This is a genomic window from Paenisporosarcina indica, assembly GCF_001939075.1.
In the GTDB taxonomy this organism is placed as follows: Bacteria; Bacillota; Bacilli; order Bacillales_A; family Planococcaceae; genus Paenisporosarcina; species Paenisporosarcina indica.
Genome location: NZ_MPTA01000004.1, coordinates 48,211 through 69,829 on the forward strand (window position 1 = coordinate 48,211; position 21,619 = coordinate 69,829).

Consider the following 21,619-nt stretch of genomic DNA (forward strand, 5'->3'; position numbering starts at 1 on the left):
TCCCTTTTTCATTCATTTATTTTGGCATATATGCATGTATTTCGAACAGATTTCCCATCCGCTGACATGGAGTCTTGTTTAAGAATTCCTTCGAGCGTAAAGTTCAATCTTTCAGCTATCGCTCTACTTCTTACATTATCCGAATCACAACGGATTTCCACTCTTTTCGCACCAAATTCTTCGAATGCAAACTCCGTCAGTCGGTCGGCTGCTTCAGTCATATAGCCTTTTCCTTCATGTCGACTGTCTAACCAATAGCCAATCTCCACTTTTGGAATTTCCCAATTCATGCGGTGAAAACCGGTCGAGCCGATAAATTCACCTGTATCTTTTAAGAATATATGGAGTCTTAAATCTTTTCTCGTAATGAAGTCCGCAACCGCTTGACGTGTACTTTCCGTAGTTTCTTCAACCTTGGGAAGAGTTTGTGCCCATGGCATCCATGTTTTTAAAGCTTTATATGAAGCTCGGATACTTTCCCAAACGATCGGCGCATCCTCCACTCTCGGTGCTCGAATCAGCAATCGCTCTGATTCAAATGCATCTGGAAATTCTCGCATGGATATATGTTTCTTGTTTACCTTCAATTCACTTGACTGTTGATCGTCCCACATGACAGGTGTTGTTGTACCTGCCACAAAGTCTTCCCTCGTAATTCCATACGTTATGGCATCATAGTAAGAGCCTTCTTTTGGTGAGAACCAGGCTTTTCGCAGGTGTCCCTCTTTGACAAACCCTGCACGTTCAAACGTTTTTCGCATCGCAAAATTGTCCTGGCGAGTATGCCCTTCAACACGAATTTTTTTCTCAGGCAAGCTAAATACATACTCAGCTACTTTCTTCAATGCGGAAGGACCGTATCCATGACCGCGATGATTTTCGGCGATCCGCAAATCGAATAAAGGAATTTCATCTTGCAAATCAAACACTTTGACTATGCCTACTTTTGCTTCTTCATCATTTTCGACCCAGAACGTTTTGACTTCGTCAGATTCGTAACCGCCTTCGCCAATCATCTTTTCGATAATGTCTCTCGCGGGATTCGAATTCCCATGAAATGGCCACGTATTGGTCGTCATGAAATGTATCAACTGTTCTTGTTCTTCCATCGTCCATTCTGTTAAACGCATCCTGTTCCCCCGAACTGCGTTACTTTTGAATGCGTAATAATCTCATTGAATTTAACACAACGAGTAAGGTTGCACCCATGTCTGCAAATATCGCAATCCAAAGAGTTAATAATCCTGGAATGATCAGCAGTAACGCCACTATTTTTAATCCTAATGCAAACATAATATTTTCTTTAATAATACGCAATGCTTTTCGACTTAATTGAATCGTATATGGAAGTTTTTCTAAATCGTCTGCCATCAAAGCGACATCTGCAGTTTCTAACGCTGCATCCGTTCCCGCTCCGCCCATGGCGATTCCGACTGTTGCCGCTGCAAGTGCTGGAGCATCATTCATCCCGTCTCCGACCATCGCTACTCGACCAAACTCGGCTCGCAATGTTTTCACTGCTTGGAGTTTCTCATCAGGCATTAATCCTGCACGTACGTCTGTCATGTTTAACTGTTGACCAATTGCAACCGCTGTTGTTGGATGATCACCCGTAAGCATAACTATATGTTTTAAGCCAAGATCTTTTAATTTGGTCAAAATGGTTGAGCTTGTTTCTCTTATCGCATCTGCCACGGCTAAGTGACCTGCATATTTATTGTTAAATAGAACTACCATTACAGATTTCCCTTGTTTTTGAAGTTCTTCTACGCTCGCTCTCACTTTATCCTGGATTGTTGTCTTTTCTTCCGCCCACTGCAAGCTACCGATGGCCACTTCAACATCCTCAACAAGAGCTTTCGCCCCTTTTCCAGTCACATACTGAAACTGTTCTATCGAAGAGTGATCGATAATTTGATCTGAAGCGTAATTTAGGATAGCTCGTGCCAAAGGATGGTCTGAATACGATTCGACAGATGCCACTTTTCTAATGAAATCTTGCTCAGTAAACTCTGGTTTAATCGAAAGATCCGTAACTTCTGGATATCCTTTTGTTAATGTTCCTGTTTTATCAAAAGCAATGGCTTGCAGGCGACCCATTTCTTCTAAATGGATGCCTCCTTTGATTAAAACTCCTTGTTTGGCAGCATTCCCAATCGCCGTGACGATTGCAACCGGTGTCGATACAACAAGCGCACAAGGACATCCTACTACCAATACCGCTAGACCTTGGTAAATCCATGTTTGCCAGTCTCCGATAAATAATGGAGGAATGACGGCAACAAGGAAGGCAATCAAGATAATAATAGGTGTGTAGTACTTCGCGAACTGGTCTACAAACTTTTGGGATGGGGCCTTCTCCGCTTGCGCTTCTTCTACTAAATGAATGATTTTTGCTATCGTTGTGTCTTCTACTCGTTTTGTTACACGGACTTCTAGTAGCCCTTCTTCGTTTAATGTTCCCGCGAATACTTCTTCCCCAGGTATTTTGATTACTGGCATCGATTCTCCTGTAATGGGCGCTTGATTGACAGATGAACGACCAACTAAGACTTCCCCGTCCATGGCGATTTTTTGACCTGGCTTAACTAGAAGGGTATCACCGATATTAATCTCTTCCGTACCAAGCTCCATTATTTCACCATTTCTACGAATGACTGCACGTGATGGCGCGATATCCATAAGCTGACGAATCGATTGACGGGCTTTGGTCATTGAATATGCTTCAAGAGCTTCACTCACGGCGAATAGGAAAACAACGACTGCACCTTCACGCCATTCACCGATAATGGCAGCACCAATGATGGCAATCGTCATTAACGTTTTCATGTCAAAATAAAAGCGGGACAAGTTCTTAAGTCCACTCCAAAACATTTCATAGCCGCCTATAACGATTGATGCAGCAAAAAATGCAATCGCATACGGGTCAGCTTCACTTGTCTGGAAAGAAATAGAAGTTCCTATTATCAACAAGACGAGTGAAAGTAGCGTGATGATATTTTCTCTTCGCTTATAAAAAGGTTTACTTTCGATTGTACGTTTCATTGCAATTGGCACAACTTTAATGCCATCAAATGCTCCAGCTTTTTCTAAGTCTTCAACTGATACAGGTCCACTAACACGAACTTTAGAAGCACCAAAGTTAACGTTTACTTCCGTAACATCTGGCAAGGCTTGAATGTTCTTTTCAAACTTCATCGCACAGTTAGCACATGTTAAATTTTCTAAGCGAAATTCTTGTTGTTCATGTTCCTTCATGTTGCTCCCCTTCTTTCGCATGTTCATGTGCAATTTTCACAAGCTGACTCACGTGATGATCGGCAAGTCGGTAGTAGACCAATTTCCCTCTTTTTTCTGACTTGGCTAAATCCATATCCTTTAAATAACGTAAATGGTGGGAAGCAGTTGCTGTGGATGATTGAATAATGGTTGCCACATCACACACACATAGTTCATCCTGAAGTGTTAAAGCATAAGAAATCTTCAGCCTCGTTTCGTCTGCTAACGCTTTAAATATTTGTGCCATTCCTTTTAAATCAGGTAAGTTTTGTTGAACATGCATCACATCTTCTTCATGGATACAAGTCACTTCGCAAACTTCGTTTCTCATTATTCCAACTCCTCATTCAAATGTTCGTTTGATTGTTGATATCAGTATATGTCAGAATTATTCATATATCAAGGACAGTCAAACGAATATTTGAATGTTTATTCGACATACGTAAAATTATTTGTTATAGTTTTTGAGTTTAATATGAATTTTTATATGTGTTAGTAGAACTTAAGCACTGTTCTATTTCATTGTTGATTTTTATTTATTTCTAAATATGGAGCACATATTTTCATGCGACGAGTAAACGCAGGAGCACGTGTTTTCTTGCGACGAGTAAACGCAGGAGCACAAAGATAGCGAGGCAGTCGAGAACCCTTAGGAAACGAATTGTTCAAATGACGAGGAGGTTCGACGCCCGCCCGCGGAAAGCAGAGCTGTTTTGTGGAATATCAACAGGAGGATTTAACATAGGACAGATAAAGACGAGGAAGTGGTAACTTGAACGTACAATCGTTAAAACAACAATGGTTTGGCAATATACGCGGAGATATTTTATCGGGTACGGTTGTAGCATTAGCACTGATCCCCGAAGCAATTGCCTTCTCAATCATTGCTGGAGTTGATCCGATGGTCGGCTTGTATGCATCCTTTACCATTGCCGTCATAATCGCTTTTGCAGGAGGACGCCCTGGAATGATTTCGGCAGCAACAGGCGCAATGGCTCTAGCGATGGTATTGCTGGTCAAAGAACACGGCATTCAATACTTGTTTGCAGCAACTATATTAACCGGCATTCTTCAAATCATTTTCGGCTATTTAAAAGTAGCCAAAGTCATGCGTTTCATTCCAAGAGCGGTCATGATGGGATTTGTTAATGCCTTGGCCATTTTAATCTTTATGGCTCAAATTGATTTCATTTTCGGTATTTCATCGCTTACGTATGTATTTGTAGGACTAACGTTATTAATTGTTTACGTATTGCCAAGATATTTCAAAGCGATTCCGGCACCATTGATTGCCATTGTCGTCTTATCAGCAATCGTCATTACGATGGACTTAAACTTACAGAATGTCGGAAACCTCGGAACAATCACTCAAAGTTTACCAGGGTTCTTAATTCCGGATGTGCCATTTAATTTCGAAACACTTCAGATCATCTTCCCAACAGCCCTTGCACTTTCAATTATCGGCTTGCTTGAATCATTATTAACTGCTTCAATCGTCGATGATATGACCGATACTGGTTCTGACAAAAATAGAGAAGCTCGTGGACAAGGGATTGCCAATGTTGTCACTGGATTTTTCGGAGGCATGGCTGGATGCGCGATGATTGGCCAATCGGGGATTAATGTTAAATCTGGTGGTCGTGGACGTTTGTCTGCATTGACTGCGGGTGTCGTGTTAATTATATTGATTTTGGTTTTCGCTCCATTAGTCATGCAAATTCCAATGCCTGTGCTGGCAGCAATCATGGTGATGGTGTCAATTGGAACATTCGACTGGAGTTCGTTTAAATATTTGGTGAAAGCACCTCGAACAGATGCGATCGTATTATTAGTAACGGTCGTTACGGTTGTATGGACGCACGATTTATCAAAAGGCGTCTTAGCTGGTGTCCTGCTGAGTGCGATTTTCTTTACTGCTAAAATTTCAAAAGTAAGTGTGCAAAAAAAGGACTTACCTTCGTCAATAGAGAATATATATGAAGTACAAGGGCAATTATTTTTTGCTTCAGTAGAAGATTTCACCCTGTACTTTGAACAAAATGATCTACCGGACGAACTTACAATCGATTTTTCAAACTCTCATGTGTGGGACGACTCTGCAGTAGGTGCAATCGATCGTGTCATGCTGAAGTTACAAGAAAAAGGAATTGAGGTAACCTTGACTGGATTAAATGACTCGAGTAGAAAATTACTCGGTAAATTGGCAATCCATCAAGATAAAGACGCAAAAGCACCACTTCACTGAGGAGGTTCGATGATGTATAAACGAATTTTAGTGGCTGTAGACGGTTCTGTACATTCAAAACGAGCTGCCGCACATGCAGTTTTTTTGGCAAGTGCCACACCGGACGTTCATGTAACTTTACTTTATGTATTGGATTACGATAAAACTAGAACAGACGTGATTCACAGTATGAGCAGTGAAGAACTTCACATTGATCGTAAAAATAAAATTATGCCCATAAAAGAAATGTTTTCATCCAAAGGGATTTCATCAGAAATTAAAATACTTCACGGTGAAGCAGGACCAGTAATTGTTGAGCACGCGAACCAAGAAAATTACGACATTGTGGTCATTGGCAGTAGGGGTCTCAATGCACTTCAAGAAATGGTGCTCGGTAGCGTCAGTCATAAAGTGGCCAAACGTGTACATTCACCAGTTCTTTTAATTAAATAAATAACTATACTGCTATTTTCCGTACATTTGAGCTTGTAGCACGTTCCTCATGAGCCAAACTAAATAATATCCTGGGACTGATCATTTTATTGGTCGGTCTTTTTTATAATTGTATAGCTGCAAGGGCCAGCTCACTACCGCCATCACGGGGTCAGAAAGGCGAAGTTAGGCGCATTATGCTTTTCTAATAAGGAGATGAATGGATTGAAAAAAGGGAAGTTGAATTTAATTACCGATGTGATGGGAGTAAAAGTCGGACATGTCACTCTTGATCATGTAATTGATGAAAAAAATGCGATTTGTACAGGTGTCACAGCGATTTTACCACATGAACATAATCCATTCTTACATAAAGTTCCGGCTGCAAGCTTTGTCCTAAACGGCTTTGGCAAAACGGTCGGTCTCATACAACTTGATGAACTGGGGTTGATGGAATCTCCAATACTGCTGACCAATACATTTAGTGTAGGTGCAGTTTTAGAAGGAACACTTGCCTATATGTTGGAACAAAATCCTACCATTGGCGATTCCACGAGTTCCCTAAATATAGTAGTAGGTGAATGCAACGATAGTTATTTAAATTCGATGCGGCAATTGGCCGTTCGACCTGAACATGCCATCACTGCCATAAAAAAGGCTTCGCCTGGAAACTTCAATCAAGGAGCCATTGGTGCTGGAAAAGGAATGATTTGCTACGGAGTTAAAGGCGGAATTGGCAGTTCGTCACGGATTGCTGAACATGGAGATCATGCATTTACAGTTGGGGTTCTTACACTAACGAACTTTGGACGTGCTCACGAGTGTCGAATAGCCCAGTGGGAGCAAGATTATTTGGACAAGCCAGATGGCTCGGTCATCATCATAGTCGCAACCGATGCTCCGGTCGACGCCAGACAACTGAAACGATTGGCAAAGCGTGCAGCAATCGGACTTGGCCGCACGGGAACTCATGTACATAACGGCAGTGGCGACATTATTATTGCCTTTACTAATGCCTATACAATTCCGCATGACTCCGATGAATTATGTGTGACTCAGGTAGTAATGCGTGATGATCATCCTTTAATGAATAAGCTATTCCAAGCCGTCATTGAAGCAACGGAAGAAGCTGTATATCAATCCATTCGTCACGCTGAAACGACTACTGGAAGATTAGGAAGAGTCGTTCAAAAAGGTGTGCTATAAAAACGGTGGTTGGTTTTGAATTTAATCGGCATGAACCGAGATTTATTCGGCATAAAGCGGATTTTAATCGGCATCGTACACGTTTTAATCGGTTTCACCCAGTCTTCTCCTAATAAAAAGCTGTCTCACATGGTCTATTTAACTGACCATGTGAAACAGCTTTTCTTGATTTTCTATTTAATTAAAATGAATCCACTAAAAATCCAACCCATACACACAAATAATAGACCCCCGATTAAAGTCACCAAAGCGTAAGAGATGGCTTTAACCGAGTGACCATCATTCCACGTCTCCACAAATTGCACAGCAAAGGTTGAAAAAGTGGTGAATGCTCCAAGAAAGCCGATTAACCAAAAGGAGGAGAAGGTTCCTGCTTCATCAACAAATCTTAAAGACAAACCAAATAGGAATGAACCTAAGATGTTAACACTCAAAATCCCCAACATCCCTGTTACTCTCATTGAGACAAGATATCTCACAATTGCTCCTAAAAAACCACCTGCAGCAACAGCAATGATCGTTATGACAATCCTCTCCCCCACTTCATGCCAAATGCAGCTAGGATAAAACTCCATACTGTCATTAAGAGCGCGTATAGAATCGCTAATCCTATATCAGCCTGTGCTACAGATAGCCATTCTGCTGAAAAAGTTGAAAAGGTGGTAAAGGAACCTAGAATTCCAGTGGTCCACAAAATGGATGTTGCTTTACCTGTTGCAATTGCACGCCCCGACAACCACCCTAAAAGGAAGCTCCCCACTCCATTTACAATCCATAACACAAAGATATCCGGAATAACCAGCACGACACTGTAGCGTAATAATGATCCAATTATTCCTCCAACTCCCACCAATAAAGTGTTTTTCATACACTCAACACACCCTAATAAATTATCATCATGCGTTTATTTCGATTGAAGAGGAAGAGGAGTAAGCCATATTTTGAGGAGAATACAAGTCTTACCTGTTTCACTTGTGTTTTGCCTCAAATAAACAGGACACCTTTGGCTCATAACAAGGGAAAAGTCCCGAATTTAGAATTCGAGACTTCATTCAAGCATTTTCGCCAACTATTTTCACTTCAAGTTCCAACTCAATCCCGAACTGCTCTTTTACTTTTGTGCGAACCATTTCGATTGTCTGGATATAGTCCGTTGCCGTTGCATTGTTTTTATTCACAATAAAGCCAGCATGTTTAGTAGAAACTTCCGCTCCACCGAATCCTTTTCCTTGTAGTTCGCAGTCTTGAATTAACTTCCCTGCAAAATAACCAGGAGGACGTTTAAACACACTTCCCGCTGACGGGTACTCCAATGGCTGTTTCGATTCACGTAAATGCGTTAAATCTGCCACTTTTGAATCGATGGTTAACTGGTTACCAGGTTCTAAGTCAAACTCTGCAGATAGCACATAGTACCCTTTTTTGGTAATTATGCTCTTCCGATAGCCGAGCTCTAGATCTTCTTTCGACAACACGAGCTTTTGACCTTCTTGTGTCAACACTGTTGCTTGATAAATGATGTCTTTAATTTCTCCACCATAGGCTCCTGCATTCATGGCCATTGCTCCACCAATTGAACCTGGAATGCCACAAGCAAATTCGAGACCTGTTAAAGTTTGTTTCGCAGCAATACGAGAGACATCAATTATGTCCGCTCCACTTTCTGCATAAACACGTGTTCCGTTAATTTCAATTCGATTTAATTTGGACAGATTCAAGACAATTCCGCGTACCCCGCCGTCTCGAACCACCATATTAGATCCATTCCCTAGTAATAGTAATGGAATATTTTGTTGATATGCATAAGCAACAACAAACATCGCTTCTTCTTCCGACGTTGGCGTTACGTATAAATCAGCCCGTCCGCCCATTTTCGTCATCGTGTGTACGTATAGTGGTTCATCTATTTTTACACATGCTTTAGAAATTTTACCTGTTAAATCGTCAAACCAACGCTGTTTAGTCATGAAAAGCCAAATCCTTTCCCTTAACTCTTTCCATTACATAGTATGCGTTTTGACGACCTTTTTGACAAGTGAAAATCAAGATAACCATACTTTTGACCACTGTTCTATGTCCGCAATTGCATCTTTAAGCCCTTTTCCTTTTTCAGTTAAAGAATATTCAACCTTTACAGGAACTTCCGCATACACATGTCTTACGACTAAACCTTCTTTTTCAAGTTCTTTTAATCGTTCTGATAATAGACGGCCACTGACTGGCAAGGCAGATTCAATTTCATTAAATCTCTGAGGTCCTTCTAATAATTGATATAGGATTAATCCTGTCCATCTTTTTCCAATGAGTTCCATTGCTTTCGATAAACGTGGACAGATTGTAGATTCTTTCATTACTTTCACCTCTATTAGTTCATATTATAACGCAAATAAAAAAGCATGTAAACTTATAGTAATTAAATTACTTGACGTAATCAAATTATAATAATATAGTAAGTTACAAATAGTAACTATGAAAGGGGATTGTCATTTTGAACTTTCAACTTGATTCTCAACTCAGTTTAGGTCATCTAACTCTCCAAGTACAGTCCATCGAGACTCAACTGGCTTTTTATCAACAAATGTTTGGTTTACACATTCTAACTAAAACAGATACACATGTCACCTTAAGTGCAGATCGTGTTCATCCGTTACTTATATTACAGACCGGTGAAAATGTGATTATAAAACCCGCACGAACTACTGGACTTTATCATTTCGCCTTACTCGTTCCCGGTCGTGAAGATTTAGCATATGTAATTAATCATTTAATACAATTAGGAATTCGTTTTGACGGTGCTTCAGATCACCTTTTTTCGGAAGCTTTCTATTTAACTGATCCAGAAGGCAACGGAATTGAAATTTACCGTGATCTCCCTCGAAATGAATGGCCAAGATCAGCTAATGGGGAATTACTTGCTGCTACAAATCCAATTGATTTCCAGGGTATTATTGCAACTCTTGATCCTACACGTGAATGGAATGGTTTCCCAGAAGGCACAGTCCTTGGCCATATGCACTTACATGTCAGTGATCTTGCACAAGCAGATCAATTTTATTTACACACACTAGGATTTGAAGAGATTACTCGTCTTCAGGACTCCGCTTTATTTATGTCCGTCGGTGGGTATCACCATCATATTGCGACAAACCTATGGCAAGGTAAAGGCGCACCCTTACCTCCTGCGAATGCTACGGGTTTACTTGAATACTCTCTTATTCTTTCTTCGCTCAAAGAAGTACTGGCACTTGCCGAACATTTAAGAGAACAAAAGATTGAACATACCGTTGAAGAAAATTCATGTATTGTAGTGGATTCAAATAATGTCCGAATGGTTTTTACTTCTTATTCATAATCTGAATCTTATCGGGGTAACTCTATAATTTAACAAGTATTCCCACTATACATTTTATCTTTAATTCAATATAAATTTATTCAAACATATTGACATCGAGATATCTACATCATATAGTAATAAATAGAAATAAATAACAACATGGAGGAATTTAAAATGAAAAAATGGAACGTAGACGCATCTCACTCAAGTATTGGATTTTCAGTAAAACATATGATGGTTTCTAAAGTACGTGGATCATTCAGTGATTTCACGGCTGTAGTTGAAGCAGATGAAACAGATCTAACTGGTGCTAATATTGCATTCACTATTCAAGTTGCAAGTATTAACACTGGAAGCGAAGATCGTGACAACCACCTTCGCTCAGCTGATTTCTTTGATGCTGAAACTTACCCAGAAATCAAATTTGTTGCGAACAATATCTCTAAAAAAGGCGATGACTATGAAATCGCTGGTGATTTAACAATTAAAGACGTAACTAAACCAGTTGTATTTGAAGCTGAATATGGTGGTAAAGGTACAAACCCATGGGGCGTTGAAGTCGTAGCATTTGAAGCTGAAACAAAAATTAACCGTGAAGAGTTTGGTTTAACTTGGAACGCAGCACTTGAAACAGGTGGCGTTTTAGTAGGCAAAGACATCAAGATCTCACTTGATCTTGAAGCTAACCCAGCTTAATTAACAAAAGCAGAGAAAGTCACTGCGGCTCGACTCCACGAAAAGTGAAATTGGTCGCTTTAATCTGACTCATCAAGTAACTACGGATGCCTGAATGCTACACCATGATCTATGAATAAAGAGGGTGATGTGAAGTGACTTCGTCACATCGCATCCCCCTCTCTTTTTCAGGTCATCCTACGGCGATTGGGCATCCATTGCTCCCTTATTTCCTCAATGTGAACCGTTTTTTCGATTTTGGCAGCTTGAGAATAGATGCATTCTTTATTTTGGTGTCCGTTCTGTGCTCCAATTATGGTGTCGAAGTTACGAAATCTGCTCATTTTTTTGCTAGGAATTCGAAAGACTCTATCGTAACCAAGCGTTGACGCCTTTCTAGTGGTAGCCCGAGCGAAAAGACTGGGTACGTGGTAGTCTTAAATTTTATACTTTCTACATTTTTAAAAAGGAACTTTTCTCACTAACGAGAAAAGTTCCTTTTTTGATGCAAGGTTGAATTATATTTTCAATACGTCCATTTTTTCTTTCGTAACTCGATTGCCAACTCTGCTACAACGGGACGGCTAATTAGGTAACCTTGAACTTTTTGCACACCCATGTTTTTGAGCAATTGGAGTTGCTCTTGTGTTTCTACACCCTCCATTACGGTAGACAACCCAAGGTTTTTGGCAATATCTAATATCCCTTGTAATATGACCAGGGATTTATCCTTATCTTGTTCCATCTCCACTATGAAAGAACGATCTACTTTTAATTGTTGAATCGGCAGTAACTTTAAGATAGATAGAGAGGAATACCCTGTTCCAAAATCATCTAGTGATGTTTGTACACCCAGTTCATTCAATTCAGTTAGAATTTGGGTTGCCAATCTACTATTTTGTACAGCTACTGTTTCCGTGATTTCAAAAACTAGTTGGTGTGGGGATACCATAGTTTCATGAATGATCGTTTTCACATCCTTAAAAAAGTCCGGATGCATCATTTGTTTAACGGAAATATTGGTGGCCACTTGAAAATCTGATTGCCCTTCTTCTTCCCATTGTTTAATTTGTGTTGCGACTTGACGTAAAATCCATTTACCGACAGGGATGATTAAATCACTTTCTTCTAGCAACGGAATGAATTCTGCGGGCGAAACTGGTCCAATAATCGGTGATTCCCAGCGTAATAGTGCCTCATAGCTCGTAATTTGTTTCTTTGAAAGTTCATAAACTGGTTGATACACCATATAATATTCTTGATTTGCTAATGCATGTACAAAGTGATTCGCTATTAATCGGACTCTCTCATTTTGATTCCCTAGCTCTTGAGAGAAAAAGACGCTACGATTCCCACCTAGTTTCTTGGCTTCATGTACTGCAAACGTTGCATCTTGCATCATTAGATCCGGCCAGTCGCCTAACTCGGATTTTCGAATACCAATACTACAAGTCACAATGGCACTTTCAAAAGTAGACAATTCAATCGGTTCTTCCATTAACTTAATTAACCCATTCCCTATCGAGATCAACTCCTGATCAGAATGTGAAGGAACAAGGAAGACTAATTCATCTCCGCCTATTCGAAATAATTCATTTTTACCAACGAAAGTCTGTATTTTACGACAGATTTCATATAGCACGCGATCCCCTAGTTGATAGCCGTTCCGTTCATTAATATCTTTAAATCTGTCTAAGTTAATAAAAAACAAAGTGAATTTCTTATATTTCTGTTGATTTAGATCTTTATTTAATTGTTCCTCTAATAATACTCGATTTGGCAAATGGGTAAGTAAGTCTCGTTTCAACATTTTATCCTCGCGCAGTTCAATTCTCCTGATGAACAAGAGAATTCCGCATAAAACAAGGATTGTAAATACGACAATCAATACATTACGCCAAAATATGAATGAAATTTGTTTTTCCATTTCTACAGTAGAGGAATCTACAACGACCGTCCAATTATCACCTGCTCGTTGATACATCACAAAATGGGCGATGTTTTCGTCTATGACAAACGTCCCTTGCTTGTTTTCTTGAATCTGTTTTAGGATGGAAAATCCATTTGGTATTTTCTCTTCAAAGTTGATGTCTGATGTTGTATATACTAATTCATTTTCTTTTAACAAGTATAACGTTCCTGGTAAGTTTGAGTCACGGGCAATTGCACCTAAAACACTGCCCATATTAAGGACTCCCGAAATCACGCCAACCGTTTGATCATTTTTTATGACAGGCATACGAACTGCGGTTACCAACTTAGTCGGATCTTCATAACTTGGAAAAAGTTCACTAAACACCGTCTCACCTAGTAAAGCACGTTCGAAAGATTCTTGATGTTCCATTTTATATAAGGAACCACTATTCGTTAAAACTTCACCGTCTATTGAAATAAAATTAATTGACGTAAAAAAGGGCATTTTTTCTCGTTGTTGGTTCAAAAACTGAATGATTTCTTGATCATTTTCAAGGAAGGCTACATAATCCGCAATTAATTCGAGTTCTGCCACACGTTCGATTGTAAATTTATTGGTCTCATCTGAAAAGTTATGAAGGAGCTCTGTTAATTCCGATTTCACCTTTTCAGTCATAAACTTCTCCGTCGAGTGATAATTCAAGATAGTTAATGTAACAACTGCCAACAAAATAATTGTCATCAAAATATATGCTTGTAGTTGTCTTTTTGACATGTTGAACCTTCCCATCTTGTGTTCGATTGGCAATAAGTGATCCAAAGATATGTAATATCCTAAAGAATATTTCTATATTATTGTCGAGGAATGTCTGAAATTAGTCAATCATTGTATTTAGTAGGTACGGTAGAAAAATAGATTACAGGTAATGATTGGCTCAAACACGATTGACCATAAAAAGCAGTACATCTCAATATGAAAGATGTACTGCCAGATGTACTGCTTTTATTAAGGTTTTAAATATATGGTCATTTCGCCATTGTGATTAGCTGATTTAATTTCAGTATATGCCCCGTTTACGAGTGTTAATTGCGGAGGTACATGGCCAATGTCAACGTTATATATAATCTGCAAGTTTGTCGTTTCAGCCAATCTTTCCAGAGCATCTAACGTTGTAAATCCTCCTACTTCTTGACCTGCAGAGGTGCGTCCAAACATAAATCCAGATGCATTTTCAAACCATCCTGATTGATGCATCTGTAGTAATGTACGATGGAAATCGGTTGCAGACATTTCGCAGTTTTCGAAATACCACAGGATTTGTTCGTCACGGAGGTACGTTTCTTGGAATTTCTTCACATTGCCAAATGGTGTGCCTATCAAATGACGTATTGTATCCATACACCCGCCTAATAGACGTCCCTTCATTTCAACTGGGGTATTGTTAACTGTTTCCCACTTCGTTTCTGTATCCAGTTTAAAAACATAAGGATCAGGTTGTTTGTCGTGTACCCATTCTGACTGATAGTGAGAAGACGACGATTGAAAAATTGTTCCGCCCTCTTCTGAAGAAAGTACGTCTAAAAACTTACTCGTCGTATCATCCCATTCGTCACTTCGCAAATCAACCAAGTTCGTCCCATGTGCAGTTGCAATGCCCGTTTTCAATGTTAGAGCAAAAAGGAGTGTACTTGTATCAGAATAGCCTAGCAACCATTTAGGTTTAATCTGATCCCATTCAATAAGCGGCAAAATCTCTTGGAGGATTTCGCCTCCCCAAGGGGGAATAATGGAATGGATATTGTCGTTTTGAAGCATTGAATTTAATTCTTCTGCTCGTTTTTCTTTCGTTGCTGATGCAGATTTGTACTGAGTCCAAACCGTCTCCCCAATCCCAACTTTGTAACCACGGTGCTCAAATTGTTGTTTGCTTTGGTGCACTAAATCGTGTAATTCAAAATCAACTCCAGAAGACGGAGCTGTGACACCAATCGTTTGACCTTGTTGAAGTGCTTGCGGATAGCGAATCACTGTTGTCACCCTCTTTTTAATATTGAAACTATTTTACTCGTTTCACGTATTAATAGAAAGGAAAGGAGAGAAATATTATGGATTTTTTATGGTTTGCTGGAGGTTTTGGTTTTGTCAGTATTTTTATTACAATAATTTTCATCATCGTTATTGGAGGTTTTATCTTTATGGCAGTCAAAGGGATTACTACATGGTCCAAAAACAATCAATCTCCCGTTTTGAGCGTTCCTGCCGAAGTAGTTGCCAAACGGACACAAACTTCTGGAGGTCATGGAAATTCATCAGCTAGCACATGGTATTATGTAACCTTCCAAGTGCAAAGTGGCGATCGCATAGAGCTTGGGGTTAACGGTTCAAAGTTTGGCCAGCTCGCTGATGATGACTTGGGAATCCTAACATTCCAAGGGACGCGTTTTCAAGGCTTTGACAGACAAAGAAACGAAGGTTGAATACATATAAAAAAGGATTGGACGCATGTGTCCAATCCTTTTTTAATTTAGGCCGTAATTGTTGCTAATTGTGAAGCAACTGCTTTAACTTTTTCCATGCCGTCCGCAATAATTTGTTCTGCGCGGTCCGGATATTGGTTATGTCCTTCGATGATGACTTCATCAATCTTTGTGATACCAAAGAAATTCATTATCATTCGAACATAGTTTACGCTCATTTCTGAAGGTGCCATTTCAGGTGTTGAATATACCCCTCCACGTGCATTTAAAATGATAACTTTTTTCTCGGGCACGAGTCCCACTGCACCCGCTTCAGTGTACTTGAACGTTATACCAGCACGGTATATATAATCGATGAACGTTTGAAGTGGTGCCGGAATTGTTTTATTCCACAGTGGGAATGCAAAGACCACTACATCAGCAGCCATGAATGCATCCATTGCTTTTGTTGATGCTGCCAAAATGCGTTGCTCAATTTCGTTCAATGGCTCTGCTTGAACTGACTTACCCATCGCATTGAAGAAGTCTTGACCAAAATATGGCATGTCTTCTTTGAATACATCAAATGTATGAATGTTTAAGTCTTTTGCCTGTGTTAATTCATTCATGAAAACTTCGTGCATTCTACTAGAAACGCCCTCTGAAGCTGGACGGTTATTTGCTTTAACTACTAAAATATTCATATGTTAAAAACTCCTTTTATTAGACCGAAAATTACACTAATATTATTTATCTCAAAATCGAGACAGTATTTATTTTAAGAGAGAGTATGCCAGATGTCAAAGAACCTGCTTGCTCTCTCAGTTTTGGAATTTAAATGTCGTCTATAAAGATCCCACTATTCACATTTAACCCTTGTTTATTGTCCCTCTTCTTCTGCCACTTTTTTCAATGCATTTGCAAATGTCTCTGCGGGCTGTGCCCCAGAAATAGCATACTTGCGGTTGATTACAAAGAACGGCACTCCTTGAACACCAAGAGACAGTCCATCTTGAATATCTTGTTTCACTTCATTCTCGTATGCATTTGAAGATAACACTTCAGCTGCTTTCGTGCGATCTAAGCCCATTTCATCGACTAAGCCTAGCAATACTTCGTGGCGACCAATCTCCATTGTTTCAATGAAATGTGTTTTTAATAAACGTTCACTGATTTCAGCAGCTTTCCCTTGTTCTTCGGCCCACTTCGCTAAGCGATGTGCATCAAACGTATTAGCTATTTTAATGCGATCAAAATCGTAATCCAGTCCTACAGTTTGAGCTTGTTGTTTAACTGAGGTAGTCATTTTTTTCGCTGCTTCAACGGTCGTTTGATATTTTCCAGCAAGCATTTCATATGTTGATTGATCTGAAAAGGCTGGAGAATTCGGATCAAGTTCGTAAGCTTTAAATTGAATTTCAATGTTTTGTGCCAAACCAGTTAATGCGATCGCTTCTTCTAAGCGACGTTTTCCTATATAACAAAATGGACATACATAGTCCGACCAAACTTCAATTTTCATTTGATTCACCTCATCATAATTGTAGTCCGTACTTATTTGAGTCGCAATGAATCTGCTCTAGCGTTGCCGTTTTATTCATTAGCTATGCTACTATGCTGTTCTTTATCATACTGAGCAATTGCTCAGTTGTAATTATCGTAAGTCACGCAGGAATAATAGAGGATGACGTATGAAAAAAATGAGAGAACGTAGGAACAATCGTACTTCACGTAGGAAACTGCCCCTTACCAGAATATATCCCGTTACTTCTCTTCACAGTAATGGTTGCCAGACATAGCGGCAGCCCCATTCAAGGTTTTCTTTATCGTACATTTGTGTTAGGCGCTATTCAGCAGCCCCCTTCAAAAATAGCCAATATTAAAAATATTCAACGATACTGATAACCTGCTATGCTAATGTGTATTTAAAAGGGGTTCAAGTTCAAGCTCATGATATTACGATCCAGGTGCGACCATTTTGGAAATCAAACAAGACCAACTCACTAAAACACCCTTTGCGGAAGTGGATCATGTTCGGCTTACCGCCGATTTTCTAAAAGAACCTACTCGTTATATACGCCATTTATTCGATACTTAAAAGCCGACTCCTTATTAAAGGAATCGGCTTTTTTGGTCGTTCATTATTTACTTAGTGCTTCTGTTAAAACAGGTACTACTTGTTTCTTGCGTGATACAACGCCTTTTAATAACGCAACATTGTTTACGAAAGGAACACCAAATGCTTTTTCAGCTTTTTCCGCTTGATTCCCAAGTGCTAGTGCCACTGAATCATTATTTAATATATCCGTTACGACGAAGAAGAATAAATCCAATCCTTTTTCAGCAATATTGCGATAGATTAAATCTTCCAATTCACTTTGACGATTCATAACGTCCGAAATATCCACAGCATTTACTTGTGCAATCTCAACTTTATATTCGCCCATACCGAATTCTTTTGCATCTAGAGACAACAAGTCTTCAAGCGTTTTATCGCTAAGATCGGCACCTGCTTTTAACATAGCTAGTCCATATTCTTCTGCATTGACACCAGCAATTATTTCAAGTTCTTTTGCAGCAGCGATATCTTGTGCAGTACAAGTTGGTGATTTAAATAACAGTGAATCTGAAATAATCGCAGATAACATCAGTCCAGCAATATTTGCTGGAATTTCTACGCCATTTTCTTTGTAAAGTTTATTCAAAATCGTAGCGGTACAGCCCACTGGCTCAGCTCGGAAATATAATGGGTCAGCTGTTTCAAAGTTTGCAATACGGTGATGATCTACGACTTCAATCACTTGAACTTCTTCTATATCGCTGACACTTTGTTGTTTTTCATTGTGATCGACTAAAATTACATGTTTTACATCTGGTGATGCAGTTTCAATGAAACGAGGTGCTTCAAATCCAAACTTCTCTAAAGCAAATGCCGTTTCATTTTGCACATCCCCCAAACGAACGGCTTCTGCGTCCATTCCTAACTCACGCTTCAAGTGTGCATATACAATCGCAGAAGAAATTGAATCTGTGTCGGGATTTTTATGTCCTAGTACATATACTTTTTCCATTTTTTGTGTATCCTCCAATAAGTCAAAGTTCTCGCTTTTTATTTTATCATACCTTTTTCTCGAACAAAATGGCTGCTAATTCATCTTTGTTACCCAATAAATCTTGTAATGTGTATTGTTCCAGAACCGTAATATAAGCGGCAAGTGCTTGATGCAATATATTTCGTAATCTACATACGGGTGTAATGATGCAACGGTTCGTACAGCTAAAACATTCTACTAAGTTAAAGTCATCTTCGGTTTTACGCACGACAGCTCCAATATTAATTTCTTCTGGTAGCAAGGCGAGACGAATTCCGCCACCTCTTCCTCGAACCGTTTGAATGTATCCATGTTTTCCAAGCTCATATGTGACCTTCATTAGATGGTTTTTTGAAATGCCATACGCTGTTGAAATTTCTTGTATGGTTGATAATTGTGTTTTTTCCTTCGTTCCGATGTACATAAGAACACGAAGTGAAAAATCTGTGTACATTGTTAAACGCATGATACCACCGCACTTTCCCTACATCATTATACCGATTATGACTTTTTCGTGAAAGAAATGTGTCTGAACTATTAAAGATGTATTTTATATATTGCTTTAAATGATTGGCGGGCGTATGGTTAAGCTATTAAAAACGAAGGCGAGGAAACGAAAATGTTATCTCAAAAATCAATCGACATCGTTAAATCAACTGCACCAGTTTTGGCTGATCATGGAGTAGCAATTACAACTGTATTTTATAAAAATTTATTCGCGGCTCATCCGGAGCTGCTCAATATTTTCAATCATGTTAACCAAAAACAAGGGCGTCAACAAACGGCTCTTGCTAAAACCGTATATGCGGCTGCAACACATATCGATAATTTGGGCGTGTTACTTCCAGCTGTGAAACAGATTGCACAGAAACACCGTTCTTTAGGCATTTTACCAGAGCAATATCCAATTGTAGGAGAACATTTACTTGGGGCGATTAAGGAAGTATTAGGCGACGCGGCAACAGACGATATCATTCAAGCTTGGGCTGAGGCATATGGTGTAATAGCAGATGTTTTTATTCAAGTGGAAAAAGAGATGTATAGAGAAGCTGAAGAACAAGAAAATGGGTTTAAGGAATTTAAAAACTTCAAGATCGTCGATAAGGTTTTGGAAAGTGACCTCATCACTTCATACTATTTACAACCTGAAGATGGGTCAGCAGTTCCATCATTTAGCCCAGGTCAATACATTACGATTCGCCTATCAATTCAAGGTGAAACATACATGTTCAACCGTCAATATAGTTTGTCGCAAGCACCTAATCAACATACATTCCGCATTTCAGTGAAAAAAGAAAGCGAAATGAATCCAAATGGGAAAGTTTCCGTTTTCTTGCACGAGAACGCTCAAATTGGAGATTTGATTGAAATTAGTGCTCCTGCAGGCGATTTCTATTTAGATATCGAAAGCTCACGACCAGTAACATTGATCAGTGGTGGTGTAGGTATTACACCAATGATGAGTATGTTGGACACAATCGCTAAAGTTTCTCCTGCCAGACCTGTTGCATTCTTACACAGCGCAAGAAATAAAAAGGTGCATGCTTTCGATGATAATGTTCGTAAGATAATGTCTACGATGGAAGATACAACTCACTTGGCTTTATACTCTGATGATAAGCACCTTATCACTAAGGAAATACTGGCGGAAAATGTATTGAAAAATAGTGATGTTTACGTCTGTGGACCGGTTCCATTTATGAAAGCTATGATTCAAAGCCTGTACGAATTAGGTTTTGCGGAAGACCGAGTTCACTTTGAGTTCTTTGGACCTGCTGTATCACTCGATCTAGAATGCGTAAATTCGGAAAACACCACACTAGCTTGACACGCACCGGAAATATGAAAATTGAACATTACGTCTAGTACTTGGATTTAGACATTAATATGATAGAAGCTATCGCTCAACTAGGGTGATAGCTTTTTTAATCGACATAAACTGAATACATTTCCATTCCCTTTTGCTAGACACTTCAAAACCGTGACTTATGGCATTTACTAAAATACGCCTAAACACCTATACTTTGACTAACCACAAACCAAAAGTCACACATTTTTTTCTTATTTTAGTAGTTGAGTGAGAAAAAAGTTGTGCATTATTACCAAATAAGTGATAAAATCATATCAATAAACTCACATTTCTTTCGAATTAGAAAAGAGGTCAAATATGGTAAAGAAAATGGAGAAAAAGTATATCCCACTTGCATCTTTTTTTGCAGAAGCATCCCAAAAAGAAATTGCACTTACTTATACAGAAATCGAAAATATTGTTGGCCAACAATTACCAAACGCTGCTTATTTAAATAGTAGTTGGTGGAAAAAAACGAAGCCTCCTGCTACGCATTTTTTATCATGGCTAGACTCTGAATACACTGTAAAAGAAATTGAATTAGGTCGTTCAGTGACATTTACAAAAGAGTCAGATGAAGTTGAAGTAGGAATGGTCTCTACTAAACCAGAAAATATTTTAATCATTCGTCCAGTAGATGTAGACGATGCACGCTCCATCATTAATCTTCACCAAGACATTGATGCAGAATCAAACTTTATGCTCTTTGGAAAAGATGAAAGGAAAATGACTGTTCAATCTATTCGCAAACAAATTGTCGAATGGAAAAAAACCGAAAAATCCAGGATGTTTGTTGGCATCCTAAATGGGCACTTTGCAGGTTTTTTATTATTATTGGCAGGTCCCTCTCCTCGTACCAATCATCGTGCTTCTCTTGTGCTAGGTGTGCGTCAAGCATTTAGTGGAAAGAGTGTCGGCACATCGTTGATGTATAAAGCCGAGTCATGGGCAAAGGCAGTGGGCATCACCAGAATCGAGTTAACAGTTGTCGAAGAGAATGAACGTGCCATTTCTCTCTATAAAAAGTTTGGATATACTGTTGAAGGTACACGGAATAATTCTCTTCTCATTCAGGATCAATATGTAAATGAATTGTATATGGCGAAAAAAGTGTAAAAAGCGACATTGTTCCAAAATGTCGCTTTTTCTTCATGATT

21 protein-coding genes are annotated in these 21,619 nt (G+C 39.2%); 8 read left to right on the top strand and 13 right to left on the bottom strand.

Features of this window, described 5'->3' with window-relative positions; genetic code table 11:
- Window positions 1–8: 8 nt before the first annotated feature.
- The 3 genes from GY23_RS11080 to GY23_RS11090 are packed head-to-tail and all read right to left on the bottom strand — an operon-like array spanning window position 9 to window position 3,610.
- Window positions 9–1,130, bottom strand: coding sequence for a GNAT family N-acetyltransferase (locus tag GY23_RS11080; protein ID WP_075619291.1), 1,122 nt, complete (start codon window positions 1,128–1,130; stop codon window positions 9–11).
- A gap of 19 nt (window positions 1,131–1,149) precedes the next feature.
- Window positions 1,150–3,258: a heavy metal translocating P-type ATPase gene (locus tag GY23_RS11085; RefSeq protein ID WP_075619292.1), complete on the bottom strand. Its 2,109-nt coding sequence runs from the start codon at window positions 3,256–3,258 to the stop codon at window positions 1,150–1,152.
- Window positions 3,245–3,610, bottom strand: a complete 366-nt coding sequence (locus tag GY23_RS11090; protein WP_075619293.1) for an ArsR/SmtB family transcription factor — start codon at window positions 3,608–3,610, stop codon at window positions 3,245–3,247. Before GY23_RS11090 ends, GY23_RS11085 begins: the two co-directional genes overlap by 14 nt.
- Window positions 3,611–4,051: 441 nt before the next feature.
- Between GY23_RS11090 and GY23_RS11095 the strand changes: the two genes are divergently transcribed.
- From GY23_RS11095 to GY23_RS11105, 3 genes are all read left to right on the top strand, one after another.
- Entirely contained in the window at window positions 4,052–5,524 is a 1,473-nt protein-coding gene (locus tag GY23_RS11095) for a SulP family inorganic anion transporter (RefSeq protein WP_075619294.1), read from the top strand.
- A 12-nt stretch (window positions 5,525–5,536) separates the two neighbouring features.
- Window positions 5,537–5,956, top strand: coding sequence for a universal stress protein (locus tag GY23_RS11100; RefSeq protein ID WP_075619295.1), 420 nt, complete (start codon window positions 5,537–5,539; stop codon window positions 5,954–5,956).
- A 204-nt stretch (window positions 5,957–6,160) separates the two neighbouring features.
- Window positions 6,161–7,141, top strand: coding sequence for a P1 family peptidase (locus tag GY23_RS11105; RefSeq protein WP_075619296.1), 981 nt, complete (start codon window positions 6,161–6,163; stop codon window positions 7,139–7,141).
- A 173-nt stretch (window positions 7,142–7,314) separates the two neighbouring features.
- Here GY23_RS11105 and GY23_RS11110 read toward each other — a convergent pair whose 3' ends face one another.
- The 4 genes from GY23_RS11110 to GY23_RS11125 all read right to left on the bottom strand — a co-directional run bounded on the left by GY23_RS11110 (window position 7,315) and on the right by GY23_RS11125 (window position 9,492).
- Window positions 7,315–7,683, bottom strand: coding sequence for a fluoride efflux transporter FluC (locus GY23_RS11110; RefSeq protein WP_245827648.1), 369 nt, complete (start codon window positions 7,681–7,683; stop codon window positions 7,315–7,317).
- Window positions 7,662–8,009 (bottom strand): fluoride efflux transporter FluC, encoded by a 348-nt coding sequence (locus GY23_RS11115; RefSeq protein WP_075619298.1) that lies wholly within the window; start codon window positions 8,007–8,009, stop codon window positions 7,662–7,664. Before GY23_RS11115 ends, GY23_RS11110 begins: the two co-directional genes overlap by 22 nt.
- Before the next feature lie 184 nt (window positions 8,010–8,193).
- Window positions 8,194–9,108, bottom strand: a complete 915-nt coding sequence (gene murB / locus GY23_RS11120; RefSeq protein ID WP_075619299.1) for a UDP-N-acetylmuramate dehydrogenase — start codon at window positions 9,106–9,108, stop codon at window positions 8,194–8,196.
- Window positions 9,109–9,183: 75 nt separating this feature from the next.
- The gene (locus GY23_RS11125) at window positions 9,184–9,492 is read right to left on the bottom strand and encodes a winged helix-turn-helix transcriptional regulator (RefSeq protein WP_075619300.1); all 309 of its coding nucleotides are present in this window, start codon (window positions 9,490–9,492) and stop codon (window positions 9,184–9,186) included.
- Between the two features lie 137 nt (window positions 9,493–9,629).
- Between GY23_RS11125 and GY23_RS11130 the strand changes: the two genes are divergently transcribed.
- Window positions 9,630–10,493, top strand: coding sequence for a VOC family protein (locus GY23_RS11130; protein ID WP_075619301.1), 864 nt, complete (start codon window positions 9,630–9,632; stop codon window positions 10,491–10,493).
- Window positions 10,494–10,649: 156 nt separating this feature from the next.
- The gene (locus tag GY23_RS11135; RefSeq protein ID WP_075619302.1) at window positions 10,650–11,171 is read left to right on the top strand and encodes a YceI family protein; all 522 of its coding nucleotides are present in this window, start codon (window positions 10,650–10,652) and stop codon (window positions 11,169–11,171) included.
- Window positions 11,172–11,676: 505 nt separating this feature from the next.
- Here the strand turns inward: GY23_RS11135 and GY23_RS11140 are convergent.
- Window positions 11,677–13,839 (bottom strand): bifunctional diguanylate cyclase/phosphodiesterase, encoded by a 2,163-nt coding sequence (locus GY23_RS11140; protein ID WP_075619303.1) that lies wholly within the window; start codon window positions 13,837–13,839, stop codon window positions 11,677–11,679.
- A gap of 231 nt (window positions 13,840–14,070) precedes the next feature.
- Window positions 14,071–15,093, bottom strand: a complete 1,023-nt coding sequence (locus GY23_RS11145; protein ID WP_075619304.1) for a S66 family peptidase — start codon at window positions 15,091–15,093, stop codon at window positions 14,071–14,073.
- A gap of 77 nt (window positions 15,094–15,170) precedes the next feature.
- Between GY23_RS11145 and GY23_RS11150 the strand changes: the two genes are divergently transcribed.
- The gene (locus GY23_RS11150) at window positions 15,171–15,542 is read left to right on the top strand and encodes a DUF2500 domain-containing protein (RefSeq protein WP_075619305.1); all 372 of its coding nucleotides are present in this window, start codon (window positions 15,171–15,173) and stop codon (window positions 15,540–15,542) included.
- A 47-nt stretch (window positions 15,543–15,589) separates the two neighbouring features.
- On the opposite strand, the gene GY23_RS11155 is transcribed toward GY23_RS11150, so the two are convergent.
- The 4 genes from GY23_RS11155 to GY23_RS11170 form a co-directional block, all read right to left on the bottom strand.
- Window positions 15,590–16,225: an FMN-dependent NADH-azoreductase gene (locus GY23_RS11155; RefSeq protein ID WP_075619306.1), complete on the bottom strand. Its 636-nt coding sequence runs from the start codon at window positions 16,223–16,225 to the stop codon at window positions 15,590–15,592.
- A gap of 176 nt (window positions 16,226–16,401) precedes the next feature.
- Complete coding sequence (locus GY23_RS11160; protein WP_075619307.1) at window positions 16,402–17,043, bottom strand: DsbA family oxidoreductase; 642 nt, start codon at window positions 17,041–17,043, stop codon at window positions 16,402–16,404.
- A gap of 619 nt (window positions 17,044–17,662) precedes the next feature.
- Window positions 17,663–18,592 carry a manganese-dependent inorganic pyrophosphatase gene (locus GY23_RS11165; protein ID WP_075619308.1) on the bottom strand — a complete coding sequence of 310 codons (930 nt, stop codon included), beginning with the start codon at window positions 18,590–18,592 and terminating at the stop codon, window positions 17,663–17,665.
- Between the two features lie 46 nt (window positions 18,593–18,638).
- Window positions 18,639–19,079, bottom strand: coding sequence for an RrF2 family transcriptional regulator (locus GY23_RS11170; protein WP_075619309.1), 441 nt, complete (start codon window positions 19,077–19,079; stop codon window positions 18,639–18,641).
- A gap of 153 nt (window positions 19,080–19,232) precedes the next feature.
- On the opposite strand from GY23_RS11170, the gene hmpA reads away from it, so the two are divergent.
- Together hmpA and GY23_RS11180 are read left to right on the top strand one after the other, a co-directional pair.
- On the top strand, window positions 19,233–20,441 hold the full coding sequence (hmpA, locus tag GY23_RS11175; protein WP_075619310.1) for an NO-inducible flavohemoprotein: 1,209 nt from the start codon (window positions 19,233–19,235) through the stop codon (window positions 20,439–20,441).
- A 339-nt stretch (window positions 20,442–20,780) separates the two neighbouring features.
- Window positions 20,781–21,578 carry a GNAT family N-acetyltransferase gene (locus GY23_RS11180; RefSeq protein WP_075619311.1) on the top strand — a complete coding sequence of 266 codons (798 nt, stop codon included), beginning with the start codon at window positions 20,781–20,783 and terminating at the stop codon, window positions 21,576–21,578.
- Window positions 21,579–21,619 lie beyond the last annotated feature (41 nt).